The 21,851-nt window shown below is 73.4% G+C and carries 18 protein-coding genes; 12 read left to right on the top strand and 6 right to left on the bottom strand.

The window, feature by feature from the left end:
* The first annotated feature begins 21 nt into the window (after positions 1 to 21).
* The 6 genes from ACH4TP_RS37045 to ACH4TP_RS37020 all read left to right on the top strand — a co-directional run bounded on the left by ACH4TP_RS37045 (position 22) and on the right by ACH4TP_RS37020 (position 7,577).
* Positions 22 to 960 (top strand): alpha/beta hydrolase, encoded by a 939-nt coding sequence (locus tag ACH4TP_RS37045; RefSeq protein ID WP_389237496.1) that lies wholly within the window; start codon positions 22 to 24, stop codon positions 958 to 960.
* A 1-nt stretch (position 961) separates the two neighbouring features.
* Positions 962 to 1,894 carry a 3-oxoacyl-ACP synthase gene (locus ACH4TP_RS37040; protein ID WP_389237498.1) on the top strand — a complete coding sequence of 311 codons (933 nt, stop codon included), beginning with the start codon at positions 962 to 964 and terminating at the stop codon, positions 1,892 to 1,894.
* A gap of 41 nt (positions 1,895 to 1,935) precedes the next feature.
* A complete protein-coding gene (locus ACH4TP_RS37035; RefSeq protein WP_398440331.1) occupies positions 1,936 to 2,199 on the top strand; it encodes an acyl carrier protein in 264 nt (87 codons plus the stop codon).
* Positions 2,200 to 2,265: 66 nt separating this feature from the next.
* Entirely contained in the window at positions 2,266 to 4,194 is a 1,929-nt protein-coding gene (locus tag ACH4TP_RS37030; RefSeq protein ID WP_398440330.1) for an FAD/NAD(P)-binding protein, read from the top strand.
* Positions 4,195 to 4,414: 220 nt separating this feature from the next.
* A complete protein-coding gene (locus ACH4TP_RS37025) occupies positions 4,415 to 6,298 on the top strand; it encodes a hypothetical protein (protein WP_398440329.1) in 1,884 nt (627 codons plus the stop codon).
* A gap of 37 nt (positions 6,299 to 6,335) precedes the next feature.
* The gene (locus ACH4TP_RS37020; RefSeq protein ID WP_389237506.1) at positions 6,336 to 7,577 is read left to right on the top strand and encodes an MFS transporter; all 1,242 of its coding nucleotides are present in this window, start codon (positions 6,336 to 6,338) and stop codon (positions 7,575 to 7,577) included.
* Positions 7,578 to 7,676: 99 nt separating this feature from the next.
* On the opposite strand, the gene lepB is transcribed toward ACH4TP_RS37020, so the two are convergent.
* Positions 7,677 to 8,438: a signal peptidase I gene (gene lepB / locus ACH4TP_RS37015; RefSeq protein WP_398440328.1), complete on the bottom strand. Its 762-nt coding sequence runs from the start codon at positions 8,436 to 8,438 to the stop codon at positions 7,677 to 7,679.
* 206 nt (positions 8,439 to 8,644) lie between these two features.
* On the opposite strand from lepB, the gene ACH4TP_RS37010 reads away from it, so the two are divergent.
* Positions 8,645 to 9,340: a pyridoxamine 5'-phosphate oxidase family protein gene (locus tag ACH4TP_RS37010; protein WP_389237510.1), complete on the top strand. Its 696-nt coding sequence runs from the start codon at positions 8,645 to 8,647 to the stop codon at positions 9,338 to 9,340.
* A 172-nt stretch (positions 9,341 to 9,512) separates the two neighbouring features.
* On the opposite strand, the gene ACH4TP_RS37005 is transcribed toward ACH4TP_RS37010, so the two are convergent.
* Positions 9,513 to 9,896, bottom strand: coding sequence for a DUF6479 family protein (locus ACH4TP_RS37005; protein ID WP_398191122.1), 384 nt, complete (start codon positions 9,894 to 9,896; stop codon positions 9,513 to 9,515).
* A 123-nt stretch (positions 9,897 to 10,019) separates the two neighbouring features.
* Here ACH4TP_RS37005 and ACH4TP_RS37000 point away from each other — a divergent pair, with 123 nt between their 5' ends.
* On the top strand, positions 10,020 to 10,529 hold the full coding sequence (locus tag ACH4TP_RS37000; protein WP_398191119.1) for a SigE family RNA polymerase sigma factor: 510 nt from the start codon (positions 10,020 to 10,022) through the stop codon (positions 10,527 to 10,529).
* 40 nt (positions 10,530 to 10,569) lie between these two features.
* Positions 10,570 to 11,850 (top strand): hypothetical protein, encoded by a 1,281-nt coding sequence (locus tag ACH4TP_RS36995; protein ID WP_398440327.1) that lies wholly within the window; start codon positions 10,570 to 10,572, stop codon positions 11,848 to 11,850.
* 48 nt (positions 11,851 to 11,898) lie between these two features.
* Here ACH4TP_RS36995 and ACH4TP_RS36990 read toward each other — a convergent pair whose 3' ends face one another.
* Together ACH4TP_RS36990 and ACH4TP_RS36985 are read right to left on the bottom strand one after the other, a co-directional pair.
* On the bottom strand, positions 11,899 to 13,578 hold the full coding sequence (locus tag ACH4TP_RS36990; protein WP_398191113.1) for a bifunctional 3'-5' exonuclease/DNA polymerase: 1,680 nt from the start codon (positions 13,576 to 13,578) through the stop codon (positions 11,899 to 11,901).
* A gap of 58 nt (positions 13,579 to 13,636) precedes the next feature.
* Complete coding sequence (locus ACH4TP_RS36985) at positions 13,637 to 14,881, bottom strand: LuxR C-terminal-related transcriptional regulator (RefSeq protein WP_398440326.1); 1,245 nt, start codon at positions 14,879 to 14,881, stop codon at positions 13,637 to 13,639.
* Positions 14,882 to 15,034: 153 nt separating this feature from the next.
* Between ACH4TP_RS36985 and ACH4TP_RS36980 the strand changes: the two genes are divergently transcribed.
* Together ACH4TP_RS36980 and ACH4TP_RS36975 are read left to right on the top strand one after the other, a co-directional pair.
* A complete protein-coding gene (locus tag ACH4TP_RS36980) occupies positions 15,035 to 15,961 on the top strand; it encodes an NADP-dependent oxidoreductase (RefSeq protein ID WP_398440325.1) in 927 nt (308 codons plus the stop codon).
* A gap of 22 nt (positions 15,962 to 15,983) precedes the next feature.
* Positions 15,984 to 16,529 carry a GNAT family N-acetyltransferase gene (locus ACH4TP_RS36975; protein ID WP_389237669.1) on the top strand — a complete coding sequence of 182 codons (546 nt, stop codon included), beginning with the start codon at positions 15,984 to 15,986 and terminating at the stop codon, positions 16,527 to 16,529.
* Positions 16,530 to 17,118: 589 nt separating this feature from the next.
* On the opposite strand, the gene ACH4TP_RS36970 is transcribed toward ACH4TP_RS36975, so the two are convergent.
* Together ACH4TP_RS36970 and ACH4TP_RS36965 are read right to left on the bottom strand one after the other, a co-directional pair.
* Positions 17,119 to 19,227 carry an FtsX-like permease family protein gene (locus ACH4TP_RS36970; protein WP_398440324.1) on the bottom strand — a complete coding sequence of 703 codons (2,109 nt, stop codon included), beginning with the start codon at positions 19,225 to 19,227 and terminating at the stop codon, positions 17,119 to 17,121.
* Positions 19,221 to 20,009 (bottom strand): ABC transporter ATP-binding protein, encoded by a 789-nt coding sequence (locus ACH4TP_RS36965; RefSeq protein ID WP_398440323.1) that lies wholly within the window; start codon positions 20,007 to 20,009, stop codon positions 19,221 to 19,223. The genes ACH4TP_RS36970 and ACH4TP_RS36965 overlap by 7 nt, the downstream gene beginning before the upstream one ends.
* Positions 20,010 to 20,195: 186 nt before the next feature.
* Between ACH4TP_RS36965 and ACH4TP_RS36960 the strand changes: the two genes are divergently transcribed.
* On the top strand, positions 20,196 to 21,332 hold the full coding sequence (locus tag ACH4TP_RS36960) for a DUF2786 domain-containing protein (protein WP_398440322.1): 1,137 nt from the start codon (positions 20,196 to 20,198) through the stop codon (positions 21,330 to 21,332).
* Positions 21,333 to 21,851 lie beyond the last annotated feature (519 nt).

Genomic DNA, 21,851 nt, shown 5'->3' with positions numbered 1-21,851 from the left:
CTGGGAGCTGAGGGATTTTTCATGCCGCTTGATCCGCTCTACGCGGGAATCAGGGACTATCGTGTCGCCACCGGATTCACGCCGCTGTACACCATGCCGGTGGAGCAGGCCCGGATTGCGGATCGGGAGACCGAGGCCGAGATCTGGGATTGGGTGGAAGAACCCAAAGAGGTATTCGACTTCGACATCGACGGTCCGACGGGTCCGCTGACGCTGCGCGTGTACCGCCCGCAGGGCGAGCACGACGGCCCGCTCCCCGTGGTGGTGTACTTCTTCGGCGGCGGCTGGGTCGTCGGCTCCCTGGACACGTGCGAGGCGATCTGCCGCGCGGTGGCCAGCCTGACCCCCTGCATAGTCGTGTCCGTCGGCTACCGGCTCGCGCCCGAGAACCCGTTCCCGGCCGCCATCGACGACTGCTACGCCGCCGTGCGGTGGGTGGGGGAGCACGCGTCCGAACTCGGCGCCGACCCCGCCCGCATGGCCGTCGCCGGAGACAGCTCCGGCGGCAATCTCGCCGCGGTCATGGCCCTGATGGCCCGGGACAAGGGCGGGCCGGAGATCTCCGCCCAGGTGCTCGTCTATCCGCCGACGCGCAATGACGCCACGACGCAGTCCATGAAGGACCACGTCGATCCGATGTTCTTCAACGCGCGGTCTTCGGCCTGGTTCTGGGACCACTACCTCGCCGATCCCGCCGACGGCGAATCGCCTTATGCCTCACCGGCCAAGGCGGCCGACCACAGCGGACTTCCGCCGGCCCTGCTGCTGACCGCCGAGTACTGCCCGCTGTACGACGAGGGCGAGGAATACGCGCAGCTGCTCTCGGGCGCGGGCGTGCCGGTGGAGTTCCACCCGCACAAGGATCTTCCGCACGGCTTTCTCCAGCTTTCGGCCGTCCTCGAAACGTCCAGGAACGCGATTCGCCTGATCGCCGACTTCCTGCGCAGGCGGTTGGGCTGACATGAGGACGACTGACATTCCGAGCGTGGTGCTGCGCTCGCCCAGGTATGTGCTCGGCGAGGTCGCGACGGACCATTCCGAGATCGAGGGATTCGCCGAATTCGTGGAGAGCCGGCGGATGGTGCCCGATGCCGAGATGTGGGGCTGGGGCACCGTGCGCCGTACGGAACTCGACACGGCCGCGCTCGCCGTACGGGCCGGCCGGCAGACCCTCGACGCGGCGGGCGTCGCGCCGGACGGGGTCGACGCGCTCGTGCTGTGCTCCACCACGTTCCCCGGCGAGGTCGGGGAGCACGGTGACCTGATCGCGGCGGTCCTGAGCGGCCTCGGACTCGTCGACGTCCCGGTCACCGGGATCACCCTGAACCGGTGCGCGACCCTGCTCACCGGTCTGCAGACGGCCGCCACGATGGTCGCCGCGGGCCGGCACCGGACCGTGCTGGTGATCACCACCGACGCGGTGCCCGACGAGTCCGCGCGGCTGGCCGACTTCGCCCTGTTCAGCGACGGCGCGGCCGCCTGCCTGGTCTCGCGGCGGGTGGACGGCGCTCCCGAGTCCTACGAGTGGGTCGCCGACGCGCACGCCCAGGACCCGGCCTCCATGCTTCAGGGCACCGAGATCAGCTCCGACCTGGCCAAGACGGCCAACCAGCGGCTGTTCGCCGAGGCCGGCATCCGCGTCGAGGACGTCGACGGGCTGCTGCACAACAACATCTTCCTGCCGATCGTGCTGATGAAGGAGGTCCAGGCCGGGTTCCGCCCGTCCCAGCTGGACACCTCGAACATCACCAGGATCGGGCACTGCTTCGCCGCGGACCCGCTGATCAACCTCGTCGACCGGCAGTCGGCCGGCGACGTCCGCCCGGGCGGGCTGTACCTGCTGGCGTCGAGCGTGTCAGGGCTGCGGATGTGCGTCCTGCTGAGGGCCGTATGAGCGGCCCTCGCCCCCAGTCACCCAACGAAGGAGTCACCGAAGTGCACAAGAGTGCCGGCGTCGAGCCCACCACTCTGTCGTGGCTGCAGACCACCGTCCGGGAGGTGCTGCAGCTGGCCGAGTCCGAGGAGGTCGCCACGCGGACCCTGCGCGAGCTCGCCGCGACCTCGCTGCAGACGGTCGGCGTGCAGTACCGCATCCTCCGGGAGACCTCGGTCCAGCTGGAGATGAGCGAGCTGATCGGCGACGCGAGCGTCGCGGAGCTCGCCGAGCTGATCGACGGGCGCAGGCAGAGCGCCGCGTAACGGCATCTCCACGGGTTCGACCCGAGCAAGCGGAAACGTGTACACATCGAGGCGTAGGAACGGAATATGACCAGTACGCTGGCCGTGGCAATCATCGGTGCCGGCCCACGTGGCACCTCACTTCTCGAACGTCTCATCGCCAACGCTGCCGAGTGTGCGCCGGACCGGACGATCGCCGTCCACGTCATCGATCCCTACCCGCCGGGGGGCGGTCGCATCTGGCGGTCCGAGCAGTCGCCACTGCTGTGGATGAACACCACGGCCGGCAGCTGCACGATGTTCACCGACGAGACCGTCGCATGCGAAGGCCCGGTCGTTCCCGGTCCCACGCTCAGCGAATGGGCCCAGGAGCTGGCGGCGGGCAGCCTGTCGTCGCCCTCGGGATTCCGGCACGATCCCTCCGTGTCGGCCGAGGTGAGCAGGATGCACGACGGCTGGTTCACCTCGCGTCGGACCCAGAGCGAATACCTGTCGTGGGTGTTCTGGAAGTTGGCGGAGGACGGCGGACCCCGGGTACAGGTCCATTCGCACGTGGGCCGGGCCGTCGACGTGCACGACCTTCCTCTGGGAAGGCAGCGCGTCGTCATGGCGGACGGCCTTCCCGCGATCGACGTCGACATCGTGCTGTTCGCCCAGGGCAACGTCGACGTCGAGCCGAACGCGGAAGAGGTGCGCCTGACGGAGTACGCGGCCGCCCACGACCTGTGCTACCTGCCGTCGGGACCGACCGCCGACCATCCCTTCGACCGGATACCCGCCGGTGAACCGGTGATCGTCCGCGGGCTCGGACTGTGCTTCGTCGACACCGCCGTGCTGCTGACCTCCGGACGCGGCGGAACGTTCCACCGTGATGACTCCGGCGAGCTGCGTTACGAGCCGTCCGGTGACGAACCCGTCCTCTTCGTGGGCTCGCGGCGCGGCGTACCGTACTGGTCGAAGACGCACTACACCCTGACCGGATCACCCCCGGGACCGTTCGGCCACCTCGACGCCGCCGCCGTGGACGCCCTCGGCGACCGCCCCCTGGACTTCGCCCTGGACATCTGGCCGTTGATGGCCCGCGAAGTCATCCACGCCGGCTATCACGAGCTTGCCGCCTCGCACCCGGAACTCCTCGACATCGACGCCCGTCAGTTCGTCGACCGCCTCGGCACCCTCGACTGGGACGGACCGGAACTCAAGGAACTGGTCGACCAGGCCGTGCGGTTCGAGGAGGACCGGATCGACCTGGAGGAGACGTCCCATCCGCTGGCCGGCCGCAGCTTCCCCGACCTGGACGCCCTGCAGGACTGGATGGTCCGCTACATCGACACGGGAGTGCGACGCGGGCGCGATCCTCGCCACAGCGCGCACCTGGGGATGATCCAGGGTCTGATCTCCGGCTTCTCCAGGCTGACCGAACTCATCGGCGAGGAGAGGATCTCTCCCGAGTCGTGGGAGCGCGATATCCCCGCGTTCCTCGATCTCTGCCGCTTCCTCACCAGCGGACCGCCCGGACCGCGCCTGGAGGAACTGCTCGCCCTCACCCGTGCCGGTGTCGTCAAGTTCCTCGGCTCGGAGATGAAGGTGACCACCGACGGGGGCCTCTTCCACGCGCGGTCGGGCAACGTGAACGCGTCGGTCGCGGCCCGCTCCCTCATCGAGGCCCGGCTCCCGGAGCGAACGGTGCTCCACGTGAGCGACCCGGTGCTGTCCACGCTCGTCCAGCGCGAGGAGATCCGAGAAGAGCGCCAGACGGACCCCGACGGCGGCGAGCGGTATCCCACGGGTGTCATCGACAGCGTGGGCCTCGTCGACACCGACTCCCTCAATCGCCTCAAGCGCGCCGACGGGACCCCCCACGAGAGCCGCTTCGGGGTGGGAGCCCTGTTTTCGGGAAGCGTGGCATCCGGCCGCTTCCCGTCCCCGCGGAGCAACGACGAGTTCTTCCGGCAGAACGACACGATCGCCCGTGCCGTGCTCCACGAACTGTGCCGCCGCGAAGCAGCCGCGTAAGCGAAGTGTGCAGGCGCCTCGGGGAGAGGTAAGCGCCATGTGTCCTCGCACATGAACTTGCCGCGGATACGCAGGGCTCCGTAACGGAAGTACCGTCTCGGTACCTCGGTGCAGAGTGCTGTCGCAATCCGAACCAGGCTGCTCGAGACCGATTGCCTTTGTGAAGGAGCCACACGTGGTGCAGTCCGACCTTCAGGTTTCCGGCGACGATTCCGAAATCGTGTCGGACTCGCCGTTCTCCCTCGTGGAGGACGCCTCCTCCTACACCGCCGCCGTCGACGCGTTCCTCGCGGACACGTCCCGCGCGAAGGTCCCGGTCTGGACCGACGGGCGAGCCGATCTCACGGCCTCGGCCGAACGCGCGGCCGGCCTGTACGGGGAGGTGCGCCGACCGTCCGCCTGCTCGTACGGCATCGTCCTGCGGCCCGACGCCATGCCCGCCGGTCTCGTCGCGCTCCTCGAACCGTTCGCCGACAAGTGGCTCGACGAGGAGGAGGTCGGAGCCGGCCTGCTCGACGCGCTCTTCCCGGAGGCGGGCGAGGACGCCGGCCGGGCCGAGGGGCGCTCCCTGCTGGTCGCCGGTCTCTACGAGCACCTCTCGGTGGACGCCGTCTGGCCCCTGATACGCGCCGCCGAAAGCCGGCCCGATGTGCGCCTGAGGCTCCTCACCGGCCGGGACGCGGCTTCCCTGGCCTGGTTCACCGCCAAGCAGTACGTCCACACGGCCCCGGACGTACGGGAGATCGGCATGTTCACCGCCGTCGACCGTGGACTGACGCGCAGCGGCATCCACCTGCTCGACGAGGACGACATGAAGACCGCGGACGTCAGGTCCGAGCTCCTCGGAACCCGCTGGAGCCGCCTCCTCCTGCAGGGGCACGGCAAGGACGACTCGCTCAATCTCGCCGACTACACCATCTGCGGCCTGAACTCGGTCGTTCCCCGCAAGGAGAACGTCATCGGCCCGATCTGCGCCTACTCCGACGAGCCCACCTGCTACAAGCCCGTGGACAAGCTGATCCAGCTGCGCGACGTCCGCGCGGCCGAGGTCGTCCTGAGCTCGTGCAACAGCGGCCCCTTCGCCGACGCGGCCATCTACGACCCCAAGTACCAGCTGATGCTCAACGCGATCGACGGCACCGCCAAGGACGTGGTGGCCGCGATCACGGGACACGAGGCCGGGCATGCGGAGAACCTCTCCTGGTTGGAGTCCGTGCGCGAACGCGGTTCCTCCGCCGCGGCCTTCAACTCCAGCATCCGCACCGTGGGCCCCTCTCCCGCCTACGTCCACTTCGGCATGGGCGCCGCCGAGGAGGGCACCACGCCGGAGCCGCCGTCCGTCATGCCGGGACAGCTCCTGCTGACCACCTCCGCCCGCCTCACCGCCTATCTGGCGGGCGGGCTCCTGTCGTTCAGCAACCCCCTGCGATCCGGCCTCGAAAGTCTGGCCGCCCGGGTCGATCACCAGATCACCAGGCACTCCCAGGTCGTTCGCGACCCGGCCGAGACGACCCGCAGCCTCCTCTTCGACCTGGAGCAGCTGGACCTCGCCATCGCGGAGCAGTTCGTGAGCGATCCGGAGAACGAATTCGGCGGTTCCTTCGGCTTCTTCGCGGAGCGCAGCACCGTCGATCCCTCTTCGGTCGCGACGGTGCGCTGTCCGTGCGGGCGACCCGCCGAGCGCTTCGTCCGGCGTGCCCTGGTGCCCACCGCACTCGACACCGAGGGCGTCATCTGCACGCGCTGCAGCGACGTCGCCCTGGGTCTGCCCGGTGGACCGTCGCTGCTGATCGAGGCCGAGGAGGACCTCCTCCAAGGAGACGTCCGGCCGGTGCGGGTGACGGTGCGCGACGCACGGCCCGGCACGATCCGGCTCGGCCTCTTCGTCGCCAAGTACGGGCGTGAGTACTGCACGGTCACACCGGAGCTCCAGGAGGTCCGCATCGGGCCGGACGGAGTCGGGGAGACCGAGTTCACCCTGACCCTGAGCCCTTACACGGCACCCATGGCCTATTACATGACGGCGTACGCCGTCCAGGACCTCGCCGTGACGATCGCTCGCCGCCCCTATGGCGCCTTCCCTGCCCCCGACAGCAGCGAGTAACCCAGAGCCGGCAATCCTTCCCGAAGTGCGAGACATCATGGCGAAACACCCCTCCTCCGACACGACGAGCCCCAGCGACGCCGACACCTCCCCGGAACTCCCGCCCGAGGAGAACCGACTCGTCGCCGCCCTGCGGAGCAGAACCATGCGCGCCCCGCTGTTCTGGAGTGTCGTCGGGCGTTTTCCCTTCTACCTGGTCGGCCTCGCCCTGGTGGTCTTCACCACCTCGAAGAAGGACGCCGGTTACCTCTCGGCCGGCCTGTTCCTGGGCGCGTACAGCCTGGGCACCGCGCTGTTCGCGCCGCTCGTCGCCCGCCGCGTCGACCGGTACGGGCAGACGATCGTGCTCCTCGTCACCGGTGTCGTGTACCCGGCGTCACTGATCGGCTTCGTCGCCCTCGAATCCGGCTCCATGGCCGCGCAGTTGGTGTGCGTGGCCGTCGCGGGCGCCACGGTCCCGCCGATCAGCGGCTGCATCCGCTCCCTGTGGCGCGCGACGGAGGGGCTGGAGCCGGCGGGCATCTCCCTGGAGTCGGTGCTGTTCAACGCCTTCCTCATCGGCGGTCCCCTCCTGCTCAGCGTCATGCTGCTCGTCGGCAGCCCGGGCACGGCCGTCGTCATCGGCGGCCTGCTCGCCGCCGTCGGCTCCATCGGGTTCGCGACGACCCGGGCTTCGCGCACCATGCCCGCCACCCCGAGCGAGCGCGACGCCCTCGGCGCCCTCCGCTCGAAGGGGCTGCTCCTGGTGCTGGCCCTGGTCGCCTGTACCGCCGTCAGGACGGGGATCTACAACGTCGCGCTGCCCGCCTTCGCCGACGATCACGGCTCGGCCGGCAGCGTCGGCCTGTTCTACGCGGCGTGGGGGGTCGGCGGGATCCTCGGCGGACTCTGGTACGGAAGCCGCAGCGGGCGCTGGTCCGTCCTCGTCGCGCTCAGGGTGGGCATCGTGGTCGTCAGCGCGGCTGCCCTCCTGCCCGTACTCGTCTGGGACAACTGGTCGATGGGCCTGGCCCTTGTCGTCCTCGGCTCGTTCGAGGCGCCCATGACCGTGATCCTGTACGCGATCATCTCGCGGACCGCACGCGCGACCCATGTCACCGAGGCGTTCACCTGGTCCTCCACGATCAGTCTCGGCGGCTCCGCGCTCGGCGCGCAGATCGGCGGCCTGCTCATCAGCTCCCCCGGTACCCAGATGGCCTTCCTCTGCGGGTTCGCCGTCCTGCTGGTCGCCGTCGCGATCGCCTTCGCCACCCGCCACCAGCTCGCGAAGGCCCTCTGACCCCGGGCTTTCCCGCACCTTCCGGAGGCGGCTCAGCAGAAAGCCAGGTCAGACATCGTCTGACCTGGCTTTTCCGATGGCCGGAGCTCCCCGGACGGGTCAGCGGGCGAGGCCCGGCTGGTCGAAGGTGTCCGGGACGGAGAGGGTCGACCAGTGGCCGAAGGGCCAGGCGACGACGATCGCGCGGCCGACGACGTCCGTGACGGGGACCATGCCGCCGCGGGGGTCGGTCCGGTGGTAGCGGGAGTCCTGGGAGGCCTGGCGGTGGTCGCCCATGACCCAGAGGCTGCCGGCGGGGACCGTGACCTTGAACTGGCCCTCCGGGTCCGGGCTGCAGGCCGTGTTGCCCGCGAAGACGTACGGCTCGGTCAGCGGCTTGCCGTTCACCTTCAGGGGCCCCGTGCCGGCGCACTCGACGGTGTCGCCCGCCACGCCGATGACCCGCTTGATCAGGTGCTTCTCGCCGGCCGCGGGCATCAGGCCGACGAAGCCCAGGGCCTTCTGCACCGCGGTGGGCTGCTTCGCCGTCTGTCCCGCCAGCCAGTCGCCGGGGTCGCGGAAGACCACGACCTCGCCCCGGTCGGGTTCCGATCCGAACCACGGGGTGAGCTTGTCGACCAGGACGCGGTCGTCCACCTGGAGCGTGTTCTGCATCGACCCCGACGGGATCAGGAACGCCTGGAGCAGGAACGTCTTGATCAGGAAGGCCAGGACGAGCGCGATGCCGGCGAGGAACGGCAGCTCGATCCAGAAGGGGCGGCGCCGTTTCGGCGCCCGCCCGGATGCCGGGGCCGCGTCGCCCGGAGGGTCCGGCTCCGGGCCCTCCCGGCCGGATCGCGCCTCGGTCGCCAAGTCGCTCATGTCCACCCTGACTTCGTCGTTCCGCTGTCGTCTGCACGGACCTTATGCCCCTGGGGTGTACGGGGGCGGCCGTCAGGCGGTCTTCACTCCGTACGGGTGACCCGGGCCCCTCGTCGGTCCGCGCCGTCCCGACAGGCGGAAGTCGGTGGCGGTGGCGGACTGATCACCCGTACAACACGTACACCCGTACGGAACGAGAGGTCATCATGAGCAGCACCACCACGGAGCTCGGCGACGAGCTGACCGTCACCGAGCGGACCCGGCTGCGCCGGATGCGGCACAAGGGCAGCCACCGGCGGGCCGACCTGGACGCCGTGCTCGCCGCCGGTTTCCTCTGCCACCTCGGCGTCACCGTCGACGGCACGACGATGGTGGTGCCCACCGCGTACGGGGTGGACGGCGACCGGCTCTACCTCCACGGCTCGGTCGCCAGCCGCAGCCTGGTCCAGGCCCCCGACACCACCGTCTGCGTCACGGTCACCCACGTCGACGGGCTGGTCCTCGCCCGCTCCGTCTTCGAGCACGGCATCAACTACCGCTGCGCGATGATCTACGGCGTCCCCGAGATCGTCACCGATCCCGAGGAGAAGCTGCGTGGTCTGCGGGCGCTGACCGAGCAGAGCTCCCCCGGGCAGTGGGAGTACGCCCGGCAGCCCAGCCGCAAGGAGCTGGCGGCGACCGCGCTGCTCGCGCTCGACCTCACCGAGGCCTCGGTGAAGACCGCCGACGGCCCGCCGGACGACGGCGAGTCCGAGGACGCGGCGCTCGGCCTGTGGGCGGGGGTACTGCCGGTGGTGACGACCTTCGGCGACCCGGTCGTCGACCCCCTCCTCCCGGCGGACCTCGCCCCGCCGGCCCACATCGCCTCCCGCGCGGGCAGGCCCGTCTCCCCGGGGCGGTGACATCCGACGGCTTGACCGGCCCGGCGCCGGTCGGGCCCCGGGCCGGTCAAGCCACCAGACCGGCCGGGCCCCGGCCCTGACCAGGTCCCGGCCCGGTGACGCCCCAGACCGGCCGGGCCCCGGCCTGGCAAAGCCCCGGCCCGGCTTTCGCCGGGCCGGGGCCTGGGCGCGTTCAGTCGCCGTGTCCGGTGCCGCCGCTGCCGAAGCCGCCGCTGGAGATGCCGCCCCACTTGCGCTTCTCCTCGGACGGCGGGTCGGGTGAGGTCTCCGTGCCGGATTCCTTGAGCTGGTAGGGCATGAGCCGGTGCTCGCCGTCGGTCTGCGGCATCTCGGCCGGCCTGCGGTATTCGGCCATCTCGCCGGGCAGTGCCCCGGTGTCGGGCCGGTGCGGCTGTTCCTCCGGTTTCGGTTTCCTGGACTCGCGGTCGCTGATCCGGAAGCCCAGCCAGACGGCGCCGATGAGGACGACGACGACGACGAGCCCGCCGAGGACCTGGGCCAGACCTGACTGCCAAACCCCAGCGGCCAGGTTCTCTGCTGCGCTGAGAGTGTTCATACCAACAGGATTACCCGATTCCGCTTCATCGGATACCGGATCCGTCTGAAACATTCTCCCGCCCCCGTCGCGTCAATGAGGTGTACGGCGACCACACCACGTGACCACGACGAGAGGAGGGGCATGAGAAAGGCCCGCGCGGACGAGTTCCTGGAGTTCGCCTCCGCACGCACGGGGCACCTGTTCCGCTCGGCATGCCTGCTGACCAGCGGCGACACGCATCTCGCCGAGGACCTCACACAGGAGACCCTCGGCCGGATGTACGTCCTCTGGGGCCGCATGGCCCGGATAGGGAACCCCGCCGCGTACGCCCAGACCGTGCTCGTCCGCACGTTCCTCAGCCACCGGCGGCGCCGCTCGGCCACCGAGCGCCCCCTCGGCGAGCTGCCCGACCGCGCCCCCGAGAACGGCGAGGACCCGGCCCTGAGGATCGCGCTGCTCGACGCGCTCGCCGGCCTCGCGCCGAAGGACCGGGCGGTCGTGGTGCTGCGCTACTGGGAGGACCGCAGCATCGAGGAGACCGCCGACGCCCTGAACGTCAGCTCGGCCGCGGTGCGGACCCGCTCGGTGCGGGCGCTCGCGAAGCTGCGGGAACGACTCGGCGGCAGCATCGTCGAGTTCGCCGCCCGCTGACCACGTACTTTCCCTACCGACCGGAGACGGTGATCTCGGCATGTCCCAGAACGAAGAAACCCGGCGCTTCGAGGAGGAGCTCGGCGCGGTCCTGCGCAGCACCGGTGACGGCTTCGCCGCCGACGACCGGCGCGAGCTGGTCGCGGGCGGGCTCCAGCGCGGCCGGCGCCGCCTGGTCCGCCGCCGCCTCGCGGTGACCGGCGGCGTCCTCGCGCTCGCCGCCGTCGGCATCGGCGGCGCCTACGGCGGCTCGCTGCTCGGCCCCGGCGGACCGGCGGCGACCACCTCCGTGGCGGCGCCCCCGCAGCAGGGGCGGGGCAGCGGCGCCGCCCACCCCGGCAAGGAGCCGATGGGCGAGGCGACGATCCCGGTGAAGGACCTCGCCGCCGTCCTCAAGGCCAACACCCCGGCCGGCCAGTGGCAGTTCGACAACCTGGACGGCACGGGCCAGTCGGTCACCGGCGTCTACGACGACGGCCACGGCAAGGCGGGCGTCAGCGTCGGCCTCTACCGGGCCGGCGGGACCCCCGAGTCCGGTAAGGACCAGGTCACCTGTCCCGACCAGGCCCTCGTCCCGTACGACCGCTGCACCGCCGGGCGGCTGTCGGGCGGCGACCGGTTCATGTTCATCGAGGGGTACGAGTACCCCGACAAGCGCGTGGAGACCAAGAACTGGCGGGCGGTCCTGCTCACCAAGGACGGGATCCTGATCGACGCGAGCGAGTACAACGCCGCCGCCGAGAAGGACGCCCCGATCAGCCGCGAGGACCCGCCCTTCAGCGGCACCCAGCTGAAGGACCTCGTCACCGCCGAGGCCTGGCGGCCGCTGGCCGCCCGGCTGCCGCAGCTCCCGAAGGCGCCCGGCACGGGCGAGCAGGGGCCGCCGGCCGCGCCGAGCGCCGCCGCCGTCCAGGCCACCCTGCGCTCCCTCCTCCCCAAGGGCGTCACCGTGGAGTCCCACGGCGGCGACGACGGCCACGGCTACGTCGTCGTCGACGACGGCAAGGGCCCGAGCCTCGTCGGCATCGACGTCCAGCCCACCGCCGGGGAGCTCGACGAGCTCTTCACCGGCGAGGGCGTCGTCACCCTGCCCGACGGCACCAAGGTCAAGTCCACCCGGCAGCCCGGCGAGAAGGGCGGCGAGGGGGTCGTCTGGTGGAACGTCGACACCCTGACCCCGCAGGGCTTCCGGGTCGTCGTCTCCGCCTTCAACTCGCCCGCCCAGTACAAGGACGCCACGCGCGACGAGCCCGCGCTGACGATGGAGCAGCTGAAGACGATCGCGCTGAGCCCGAAGTGGCACAAGCTGCCGCTGAAGTAGCGGCGACCGGGCGGCCGGTGGTGCGGGGCGGCGGCCCCGTACCGCCGGCTACTTCGCGTCCGCGTACCGCTCGACCGTCGCCGTCGTGAACGGGAACCGGACCGGCGTCTCCCCGAAGGCGATCCGCCCGGCCTCGTCCCCGGCCGCCCGGATCGCCGCCGTCACCGCCTCCGCCTCCTCCTCCGGGCAGTGCACGATCACCTCGTCGTGCTGGAAGAAGACCAGCTCCGCCCGCATCCCCGCCAGGGAGCGCCGCAGCGCCGCCAGCATCAGCAGCGCCCAGTCGGCGGCGCTGCCCTGCACGACGAAGTTGCGGGTGAACCGGCCGCGCGCCCGTGCGTTCCCCGAGGCGTACCCGGGGGCGAACTCGCCGCTCTCCGGCGCCTCTTGGGGGAGGCCGGCCTCGTCGTCCTCCTCCGAGCCGACGGCCTGGGGGCTGGTCCGGCCCAGCCAGGTCCGTACGAGCCGGCCCTCCTCGCCGGCTTTCGCCGCCTCGTCGACATAGGCCACCGCGCGCGGGAAGCGGCGCCGCAGCGCCGCCAGGTTCTTCAGGCCGTCGCCGCTGGTCTGCCCGTAGATCGCGCCGAGCAGCGCGAGCTTGGCGTGGCCGCGGTCGCCGGAGAAGGCCCGGTCGGACAGCCGGGTGTACAGGTCGTCGGGGTGCCCGGCGACCTCCATCAGACCGGGGTCGCGGGAGATCGCGGCGAGCACGCGCGGTTCCATCTGGTCGGCGTCGGCGACCACGAGCCGCCAGCCCTCGTCGGCGACGACCGCCCGCCGGATCACCTTCGGGATCTGCAGGGCCCCGCCGCCGTTGGTCGTCCAGCGCCCGCTGACCGTGCCCCCGGGCAGGTACTCCGGCCGGAAGCGGCCGTCCCGCACCCAGTCGGCCAGCCACGACCAGCCGTGCGCCGTCCAGATCCGGTACAGCTTCTTGTACGCGACGAGGGGCCTCACCGCCGGGTGGTCGATCTCCTCCAGCTCCCAGCGGCGCGTGGACCTGACCCGGATCCCGGCCCGCGCGAAGGCCTTCACGACGTCGGCGGGCAGATCGGGCCGCACCCGGCGCCCGAAGGCGGCGGACACCTCGTCGGCCAGCTCCGCGAGGCGGCGCGGCTCGCCCCCGCCCGCGTACCGCTCGCCGAGCAGCTCGTTCAGCAGGTCCCGGTGCACGTCCGCCCGCCACGGCAGCCCGGCCCGGTGCATCTCGGCGGCCACCAGCATCCCCGCCGACTCGGCGGCGGTGAGCAGCCGCATCCGGCCGGGGTGCTCGGCCCGGTCGTGGCGGCGCAGCTGCTCCGCGTAGACCGCGAGGAGCCCGTCGAAGGGCACGGAGGCGGTCGGCCGCGGCTCGAAGAGGGAGTCCTGCGAGCCGGGCTCGGCGGCCCGCTGCGGGGGATCCGGCGGTACGGGGGCGTTCCGCAGGCGCGCCCAGGCCGCGGCGGCGCTGCGCGGTTCACCGAGCCGGCCCTCGTGCCCGAGGAGGAGCTGCTCGGCGTCCTCCACGTCGTAGCACCGCTCGACGCGCACGCCCGCGGCGAGGAGCCGCGGATAGACCTCGGCGGTCGACCGCCACACCCAGCGGGCCACCTCGGGCCTCCGGCGGACGGCCGCCACGAGGTCCGGCTCGCGCCGCACGGCCCCCGCGGGCAGCCCGTCCGGCCCGAGCGGCACGAGCAGCGCTCCGTCCCCCTCGGCCTCGGCCGCCAGCGCCCACCTCTCGCTCATGGGTGCGAGTCTGGCACCCGCCACTGACACCCCCGGGCACGCCGGGCCGGGGGAGGGGTCACGCCGCCGCGTGGAAGAGGGCCGCGGCCTTGCCGCGCGAGTCGACGCCCAGCTTGTTGAGGATGTTCGCGACGTGGAACTTCACCGTCGACTCGCTGATGTGCAGCTCCTCGGCGATCCGCCGGTTCCGGTGCCCGAGCGCCAGGTGCCGCAGCACCTCCACCTCCCGCTCGCCGAGCCCGGTCAGCGGGTGGGCGGCCTCGACGGGGGCCTCCGGGGTGGCGAGGGGGATGACGGCCGTGATGGTGGTGCCCCAGCCGGGGACGGCGTCCATGTCGAGCCGCCCGCCGAGGACGTCGAGCCGGTCCCGGATCGTTCCGGCGCCCAGGTCGCAGGGGGCGAGGGCGCCCGCGCCGTCGTCCCGCACGGAGGCCCGCAGTTCGTGCTCGGTCAGCTGCCAGCCGACGTGGACGCGGGACACGGACTCCTGCTCCAGGACGATGAGGAGCAGGGAGCGGACGATGGCCCGGGCGCTGTGCGCGACGTCCGCCGCGAGCGAGCGCGCCGAGTCGGGCGCGCCCAGGTCGAGCCGCACCCTGCTGTGCCGGAGCATCGGCCGCAGCTCGCCCGCCAGCCGCTCGAAGGCGTCCTCCGCGGGCTCCTCCGCGAGCGCCCGGTCCCGCCGCTGCTCCGCCCGCATGTCGATCAGCGCGGAGGCGGCCAGGTCGGTGGCGGTGGTCCGGGCCGTCGTGTCGTCGAGGGCCCGGCTGCGCAGCACCCCGAGGACACCGGAGAGCGCCGCCGCGTGCGCGGCGGTGAGTTCGGCGATCACACGCGCGCGTGTGTCGGCCGCCGCCCGCGAACGCGCCAGCGCGCCCGGCACGGCCTCCGTCGCGAAGCGGTCGAAGTGCCCGGTGACCAGGTCCCACAGCGCCTGCGCCACGGTGAGCGCGGCCGCGTCGGCGGGGGCGGCGCCGTCCTCCCGTACGAGCACGAGGACCGCTCCGCGGCGGGTCGCGTGGCTGGTGACGGCGACGACCTCGCGCTCCCGGCCGCCGATCGTCGCGGACCCCTGCCAGGGCTCGCCGGGGACGCCCGCCGCGAGCAGCGGGGCCAGTTCGGCGGCGGTCATCAGCTCCGTACCGCCGAGGGTCTTGAAGGGCGAGTGGGCGCAGTGGGTGGAGAGTTCGGCCGCGTCCACGTGCGGGACCAGCGGGGCGAGGGCCGCCGAGACCTTGGGGAGGATCTCCCCGAGCGGCTGCCGGATGATCTCGTACGCGGTGGTCAGCGTGAGCGCGTCCATGCGGCTCAGCCTAGTCGGGAGGGATCAGCTGACGGCCCGTCTTTCGGCCAGGTACGACTGGCCGTTGGGAGGGCGGAGGAGGGGTGGTGCCGGGCGCAGGCTTGGGGCAGCGAAGAGAGAACGAAGAAGCAACGGGCAGCAGCGGAGGCTGAGATGGAAGCGATCGTGTACGAGGAGTTCGGCGGCCCCGAGGTGCTGCGCCACGAGGCCGGCGTCGAGAAGCCGGAGCCCGGCCCCGGCGAGGTGCGGGTCAGGGTGGCGGCCGTCGGGGTCAACCCGGTGGACTGGAAGCGGCTCCACGGCTGGGTCGAGCAGTTCTACCCGACCACCTTCCCCGCCGTCCCGGGCCTGGAGTTCGCCGGCACCGTCGACGCGCTCGGCGAGGGCGTCACCGGCCTGGCCGTCGGCGACGAGGTCCTCGGCTGGACGAAGACCGGCGCCTACGCCGAGTACGCCATCGCCGGCACCGTCGCCCCCAAGCCCGCCGGGCTCTCCTGGGAGGCCGCCGCGAGCCTCCCGGTGGCCGGCGAGACCGCCCAGCGCGTCCTGGACCTGCTCCGGGTCCACGAGGGCGAGACCCTGTTCCTGCACGGCGCGGCGGGCGTCGTCGGCTCGGTGGCCGTCCAGCTCGCGGTCGCGGCCGGGATCACGGTGATCGGCAGCGCCTCGGAGGCCAACCACGCGTACCTGCGGGAGCTCGGCGCGATCCCCGTCACCTACGGGGACGGCCTGGCCGACCGGGTCCGAACCGCCGCCCCGCAGGGCGTCGACGCCGTCTTCGACGCGGCCGGGCACGGCGTCCTGCCGGTCGCGATCGACCTGCTCGGCGGCGGCGACGCGGCGAAGGAGCGGATCGTGACGATCGCGGCGACGGACGCGGAGGAGCACGGCATCGTCTTCTCGGGCGTCACGGGGGAGCCGGACGCGGTACGGGACGGGCTCGTCGCCCAGGCCCGCCTGGTGGCGGAGGGCGCGCTGTCGGTCCGCCTGGCCGAGGTGCTGCCGCTGAAGGAGGCGGCTCGTGCGCTGGAGGCGAGCGAATCCGGTCATGTACGGGGCAAGATCGTCCTGATCCCCTAGTTCACGGAGAAAGGCGATGCCGATGTACGCGATGTCCCTGGGCGACGACGGCGCGGAGCTGCGCCCGCTGGAGCCGTGGCAGGCCGAGGAGTTCCTCGCCCACATGGACCGGGGAAGGGAGTTCATCGGCGCGCGCAACGGACTCCCCGACGTCGTGACGGACCTGGAGTCGAGCCGGGCCTACCTCCGCCTGTACGCGGAGAAGGTCGCGGCCGACTCCGGCCGCATCCACGGCATCTGGCTCGACGGCACGCTCGTCGGCGCGGTGATCCTCCGCCGCCTCGACACCGCCGCCGGCACCGCCGAGGCGGGCTGCTGGCTCGAACCCTCCGCCGCCGGCAAGGGCCTCGTGACCCGCGCCGCCCGCGCCCTCATCGACTGGGCGATCCGCGTCCGCGGCGTCCACCGCGTCGAATGGGTCGTCTCCTCCGACAACGAACCCAGCATCGCCGTGGCCCGCCGCCTCGGCATGACCCGCGAGGCGGTCCTCCGCGAGAGCTACGACTACCGCGGCAAACGCCACGACGAGGAAATCTGGTCGGTCCTCTCCCCCGACTGGAAGCCGTAACCCACACCCTCCCGCCCCCGCTGCGCCCGCCCGCCCGGCCGTGGCGGTGCCCACCCGCCGCCCCCGTCGCAGGCGCCTGCCGGGGCGGTGCCCACCCGCCGCCCCGCCCGTTGTGGGCAATCGTTCCGCTGGGGCGGAACGGGTGGGCACAACGGACCCGCGCCCTGCCGGCGCCAGAGGCTTACGAGCCTGAACCCGCACCGAAGGTGACGGCGCACACGTGGTGCGGGTCCAGGCCCGGAACGCGGAGGCGCCGCTAAGGGCGCCGTCCCGTGTGCCCACCCGTCCCGCCCCAGCGGGACGATTGCCCACACGGGCGCGGGGGAGAAGCGCACCGCCCCGCACGGGCGCGGGCCCCACGCGGGGCGGGGCGAAGCCCCAGGCGGGCGCGGGCCCACACGGGGGGCGTGGGCGAAGCCCCGGGCGGTGCGCGCCGTCCCGCAGGGCGCGGGCCCACATGGGGGCGGGGCGAAGCCCCGGGCGAGGGTCCCGGTCGCACGGGGGTGGGCCGGGGCGCCGTGGGGCGGGAGGGCGGGGCGGTGACCCGGCTCCGACCCCGGTCGCCGCCCCGTCGTCCCACCATCGCCGCTCACCGCGTGAGCCGCCACGCGGAGGCACCCGACGCGGCGACCGCGACCACCGCGCACACGCCCGCCGCCGCGCCGGCCACCGGCCAGGGGAGGACCAGGGCGACGGGAGCGGAGAGGGCCGCCAGGCCCGCTCCCAGGGTGCCGAGGACGCCCCCGGTCACCAGAAGGCCCAGCAGCGTGCCGAGGGCGACGGCGAGCGCCGCCTCGCCCGTCACCACCCGCAGGATCTGGGCCCGGGTGGCCCCGGCGAGCCGCAGCGAGGCCAGTTCGCAGCCGCGTACCGACGTCGCCATGAGCAGGGTGTTGGCGAGGCCGATGACCGTGTAGACGAGGGCGATGCCCAGGACCAGGACCATGCCCAGGCGGGCCTGCCGGTTGCCGCCCGCCACGCGCGCGCGTGGCGTCCCCCCGCTTGCCTCCAGGGCCCGTACCGTCGCCGCCCCGCCCCCGCGCGCGTCGATCCGGTCGAGGGTGGCGCCGGGTGCGTTCGCCCGGGTGACGTACGGCCCGTTGTCGCCGGTTCCGAGGGCGAGGACGGCCACGACGCGGAGCCGTACCGGACCGCTTCCGTCCGCCCGCCACACCTCCACCGTCTCGCCGACCCGGCGCCGCTCGAACTCCTCGTTGACGACGATCGACCGGTCGTCCAGGTCCCGCAGGTCCCCGGCGGTCACCGGCAGCCGGGCCAGCTCGGCGAAGGCGGCCGGGTCGGCGACCGCCCGCGCCCCGTACTTCACGAGGGCCGCGTCCCCGTCCCGTACGAAGACGGAGGTCGCCCCGGTGGGGGACAGGACGGCCCCGGGCGGTGCCGCCACCGGCTTCAGGTCCTCGCCGCTCACCACGTACTCCGCCGCCGTCCGCTCCCGCGCCTCCGTCTCCTTCGCGCGCGTGACGCTCGCCGCCGAGCCGAACAGCGTCCCGGCGAGCGCCACGGTCACGAGGACGGGCGCGGCGACGGCGGCGGTGCGGCGGACGGCGGCCGCGCTGTTCTCCCGTACGAGCGTCCCCACCGCCCCGCGCGACCGCGCGAGACGGGCCGCCGGGCGGACGAGGAGCGGGGAGAGCAGCGCGACGCCGCTGGTCAGGAGCATCGGGAGGGTCGTGTACGCCTTCCGCTTCAGCAGCTCGGACGGCTCCGTCGCGCAGGTCCAGACGAGGAGCCCGAGCCCGGCCACGAGCAGGCCCGTACCGAGGACGGCCCGGCCCAGGGGCAGGACGTCGGCGTCGACGTCCGCCTCCCGCAGCGCCGCCGTGGGGCCGACCCTCCCCGCCCGCCGGGACGCGGCGACGGCCCCGGCGAGGGCGACGGCGACGCCGGTCCAGAAGGCCGCGTGGAAGGGCCAGGAGGGCGAGGAGGACGAGGAAGGGCCGCCGATCGTGAACCACGCGGGCGCGAGGCCGCCGTCGACGAGGGTCCGGGCGAGGAGGGGCGCCCCGAGGGCGCCGAGCCCGCACCCGGCGGCGGAGGCGAGCACGCCGAGCGCCGCCGCCTCGGCGAGGAGGAGCCGCCGGATCTGGCCGGGGGTGGCGCCGGCGCTCCTCAGGAGCCCGAACTCGCGGCGGCGCAGCGCCACGGCGAAGGCGAACGTGGAGGCCACGACGAAGACGGAGACGAAGGCGGTGACGCCCCCGGAGGTGCCGAGGAGGGCGCTCAGGCCGACGAGGGCGCGGGCGTCCCGCTCGGGGTCGGCGTCGGCCTGCGCCCGGTCGCCCCCGGTGAGGACCCGGGCACGGTCCCCGACGAGCGCCCGGACCTCCGCGGCGGGGCCGTCGACGCCGACGGCGTCCGGGCCGCCGGATGCGGTGACCGTCCAGCGGGCGCGAAGCTCGCGCAGCAGCCCGCCGTCCACAGGCTGTGGACGATCGAGCCGCTGCTCCACGGGCACCGTGACGGGCCCGCGCCGCACGTCCAGTGTCAGCCGGTCCTGTCCCCGCACGACCACGGGCGAGCCCGCGAACCGCTGGGGAGAACGCTCGGGCGCATGCGAAGCGGCGGACAGACCGAGCCCCGTCGTCACGAGCAGCCCCACGCCCAGCGCGAGCGCGACGAACCCCCCGAGGAAGGAGGCCCAACGGTCCCGCAGCCCGGAGAGGAGAACCCTCAGCACGCCGCACCTCCCACCGGGGCCCCGGCTCCGGCCCCCGCCCCCGCCCCACCCGTCTCCAGCTCCGCCATCCGTGCCGCGACCGTCTCCACCGTCGGGCCCCGCAGTTCGCCCGCGACGCGGCCGTCGACCAGGAAGACGACGCGGTCCGCGCGGGACGCCGCCACCGGGTCGTGGGTGACCATGACGATCGTCTGGCCGTCGCGGTCGACGAGCTCCCGGAGCATGTCGAGCACCTCGCGGCTCGTGGTCGAGTCGAGCGCGCCGGTCGGTTCGTCGCCGAAGATGACGGCCGGCCGGGTGATCAGCGCCCGGGCGAGCGCTACCCGCTGCTGCTGGCCACCGGACAGCTCCCCGGGCCGGTGCCGTTCCCGTCCGGCGAGCCCCACGCGCGCGAGTGCCTCCCGGATCTCCGTACGGGACGGGCGGCGGCCGGCGAGCCGGAGCGGCAGGGCGACGTTCTGTGCGGCGGTCAGCGAGGGCAGCAGGTTGAAGGACTGGAAGACGAAGCCGATCCGGTCCCGCCGCAGCAGCGTGAGGCGCCGCTCGCTCAGCCCCTCCAGCGACGTGCCGCCTACCTCCACCGTCCCGGCGGTGGGCCGGTCGAGCCCGGCGGCGCACTGGAGCAGCGTGGACTTGCCGGAGCCGGACGGCCCCATGACGGCGCTGAAGGTCCCGGTGCGGAAGTCGAGGTCGACGCCGTCGAGGGCACGGACGTCCCGGTGCTGCCGGACGAGCCCGCGGAGCCGTACGGCGGTGGCGGCGGCGGTCGTGGTCGTGGTCATGGCTCAAGCGAACCGTTTCGGCCCGCCCCGATCACGACCACCAGCGGGCGTCCGGGGGGTGGGGCCAGGCCTACCTCCCGCGTCTCCCAGGGGGCGTGACGGCTGAGACCATCGAGTCTGATCGAGACTGATCGAGTCGGGTTCCGTCGTGAAGGGGCGGGCAGGAGTGCGGAAGGAGGCACATGGATGTCGGAGGGGAACGGCGTGAGGGGCACCACCGTCGACAAGGCCTTCGATGCGCTGTACGCGACCGACGACGGCTCCCTCGACACGGCGGCCTCGCTGCTGGCCGCCGACCCGGGCGCGGACGCGGAACTGTCCCGGCGCGGCGAGGAGTTCGTACGGACGCTGTGGACACGGGGCTGGCAGCCGGCGGACCTGGTGCGGATGGCCCGCCGCGAGCTGTCGGACGAGCACGTACGGCTCCTGGCGGATCTGATCAGGGCGGAGACGACCGCCTACGAACGGCTCCCGCACCGCTGGCAGCCGCAGCTCGACGCGCTCGACACGGCGGAGGGCCGCCCGACGGACCGCTTCTCGCGGGCCACGACGGTCCTGGAGCTGTACCGGCTGCTGGTCCGGCTGCCGCGCCTCGACGCGGTGGGCCCGGTCCCGGGGGAGGCCCTGCCGCCGGCGGCGGCGGGCGAACCCCGGATGCTCGGCCGGATCAGGGCGCTGCTCGCGAAGGCGGAGGCCACGGGCTACCCGGAGGAGGCGGAGGCGCTGACGGCCAAGGCCCAGGAGCTGATGGCCCGGCACAGCCTCGACGAGGCCACGCTCGCGGCGGGCGCGCCGTCCCCGGAGACGCCGGGCGCGATCCGGATCGGGGTGGAGCCGCCGTACGAGCAGGCCAAGGCGATCCTGCTCGACGCGGTGGCGACGGCGAACCACTGCCGGGCCGTGTGGAACGAGGCGTACGGCTTCTCGACGGTCGTCGGCTTCGAGGCGGACCTCGACCCGGTGGAACTGCTCTACACCTCGCTGCTCGTGCAGGGGACGGCGGCGATGACGCGGGCGGAGGCGGAGCAGCGGGCGGGCGGCCGCAAGCGCACGAAGTCCTTCCGCCAGTCCTTCCTCCTCGCGTACGCCAACCGGCTCGGCGCCCGGCTCGCGGCGACGTCCCGGCGGGTGGCGGCCGAGGCCCCGACCCTCCTCCCCGCCCTCGCGTCCCGCGAGGTCGCGGTGGGCGCCCGCACGGACGAACTCTTCCCCGAGACCCGCACCACCCGGGTCCGGGCCGCCTGGGACGAGGCCGGCTGGACCCACGGCGCCTCCGCCGCCGACCAGGCGGGCCTCCACCCGCCCCGCCCCCGTTTGCCGTAGAACGCCGCCCCCGCCCCGTGTGGGGCTTCGCCCCGCTGCCCGTGCGGGCCCACCCCCGGCAGGCCGACGCACTTCACCCGGGGCTGCCCCCGCCCCGTGTGGGCCCGCGCCCTGCGAGGCGGCGCGCACCGCCCGGGGCTTCACCCCCCGCCCCCATGTGGGGCCCGCCCCCGGCGGGCCGGCGCGCTTCGCCCGGGGCTTCGCTCCCGCCCCGTGTGGGGCTTCGCCCCCGCCCCGTGTGGGCCGCGCGCTCGGCGGGGCGGTGCCCTCCGCCACCCGCCGTGTGGGCAATCGTCCCGCTGGGGCGGGACGGGTGGGCACACGGGACGGCGCCCTGCAGCGGCGCCTCCGCGTTCCGTTGCCTGGAGCCGCACCAGCGGTGACGGTGCACAGGGGTGCGGGTCAGGGCTCGTAAGCCTCTGGCGCCGGCCGGGCGCGGGTCCGTTGTGCCCACCCGTTCCGCCCCGGCGGAACGATTGCCCACAACGGCGGCCGGCGGCGGGACGCGGGACCGTTGAG

The sequence above is a fragment of the Streptomyces sp. NPDC021012 genome (genome assembly GCF_044333355.1).
In the GTDB taxonomy this organism is placed as follows: Bacteria; Actinomycetota; Actinomycetes; order Streptomycetales; family Streptomycetaceae; genus Streptomyces.
Note: the sequence above shows the minus strand (reverse complement) of the source record. Positions and strands in the feature narration are given on the sequence as shown.

Coding starts and splice junctions, on each gene's coding strand:
- ACH4TP_RS37045 (WP_389237496.1), top strand. CDS start 22: ATGCCGCTTGATCCGCTCTACGCGGGAATCAGGGACTATCGTGTCGCC.
- ACH4TP_RS37040 (WP_389237498.1), top strand. CDS start 962: ATGAGGACGACTGACATTCCGAGCGTGGTGCTGCGCTCGCCCAGGTAT.
- ACH4TP_RS37030 (WP_398440330.1), top strand. CDS start 2,266: ATGACCAGTACGCTGGCCGTGGCAATCATCGGTGCCGGCCCACGTGGC.
- ACH4TP_RS37020 (WP_389237506.1), top strand. CDS start 6,336: ATGGCGAAACACCCCTCCTCCGACACGACGAGCCCCAGCGACGCCGAC.
- lepB (WP_398440328.1), bottom strand. CDS start 8,438: ATGAGCGACTTGGCGACCGAGGCGCGATCCGGCCGGGAGGGCCCGGAG.
- ACH4TP_RS37010 (WP_389237510.1), top strand. CDS start 8,645: ATGAGCAGCACCACCACGGAGCTCGGCGACGAGCTGACCGTCACCGAG.
- ACH4TP_RS37005 (WP_398191122.1), bottom strand. CDS start 9,896: ATGAACACTCTCAGCGCAGCAGAGAACCTGGCCGCTGGGGTTTGGCAG.
- ACH4TP_RS37000 (WP_398191119.1), top strand. CDS start 10,020: ATGAGAAAGGCCCGCGCGGACGAGTTCCTGGAGTTCGCCTCCGCACGC.
- ACH4TP_RS36995 (WP_398440327.1), top strand. CDS start 10,570: ATGTCCCAGAACGAAGAAACCCGGCGCTTCGAGGAGGAGCTCGGCGCG.
- ACH4TP_RS36990 (WP_398191113.1), bottom strand. CDS start 13,578: ATGAGCGAGAGGTGGGCGCTGGCGGCCGAGGCCGAGGGGGACGGAGCG.
- ACH4TP_RS36985 (WP_398440326.1), bottom strand. CDS start 14,881: ATGGACGCGCTCACGCTGACCACCGCGTACGAGATCATCCGGCAGCCG.
- ACH4TP_RS36980 (WP_398440325.1), top strand. CDS start 15,035: ATGGAAGCGATCGTGTACGAGGAGTTCGGCGGCCCCGAGGTGCTGCGC.
- ACH4TP_RS36975 (WP_389237669.1), top strand. CDS start 15,984: ATGTACGCGATGTCCCTGGGCGACGACGGCGCGGAGCTGCGCCCGCTG.
- ACH4TP_RS36965 (WP_398440323.1), bottom strand. CDS start 20,009: ATGACCACGACCACGACCGCCGCCGCCACCGCCGTACGGCTCCGCGGG.
- ACH4TP_RS36960 (WP_398440322.1), top strand. CDS start 20,196: ATGTCGGAGGGGAACGGCGTGAGGGGCACCACCGTCGACAAGGCCTTC.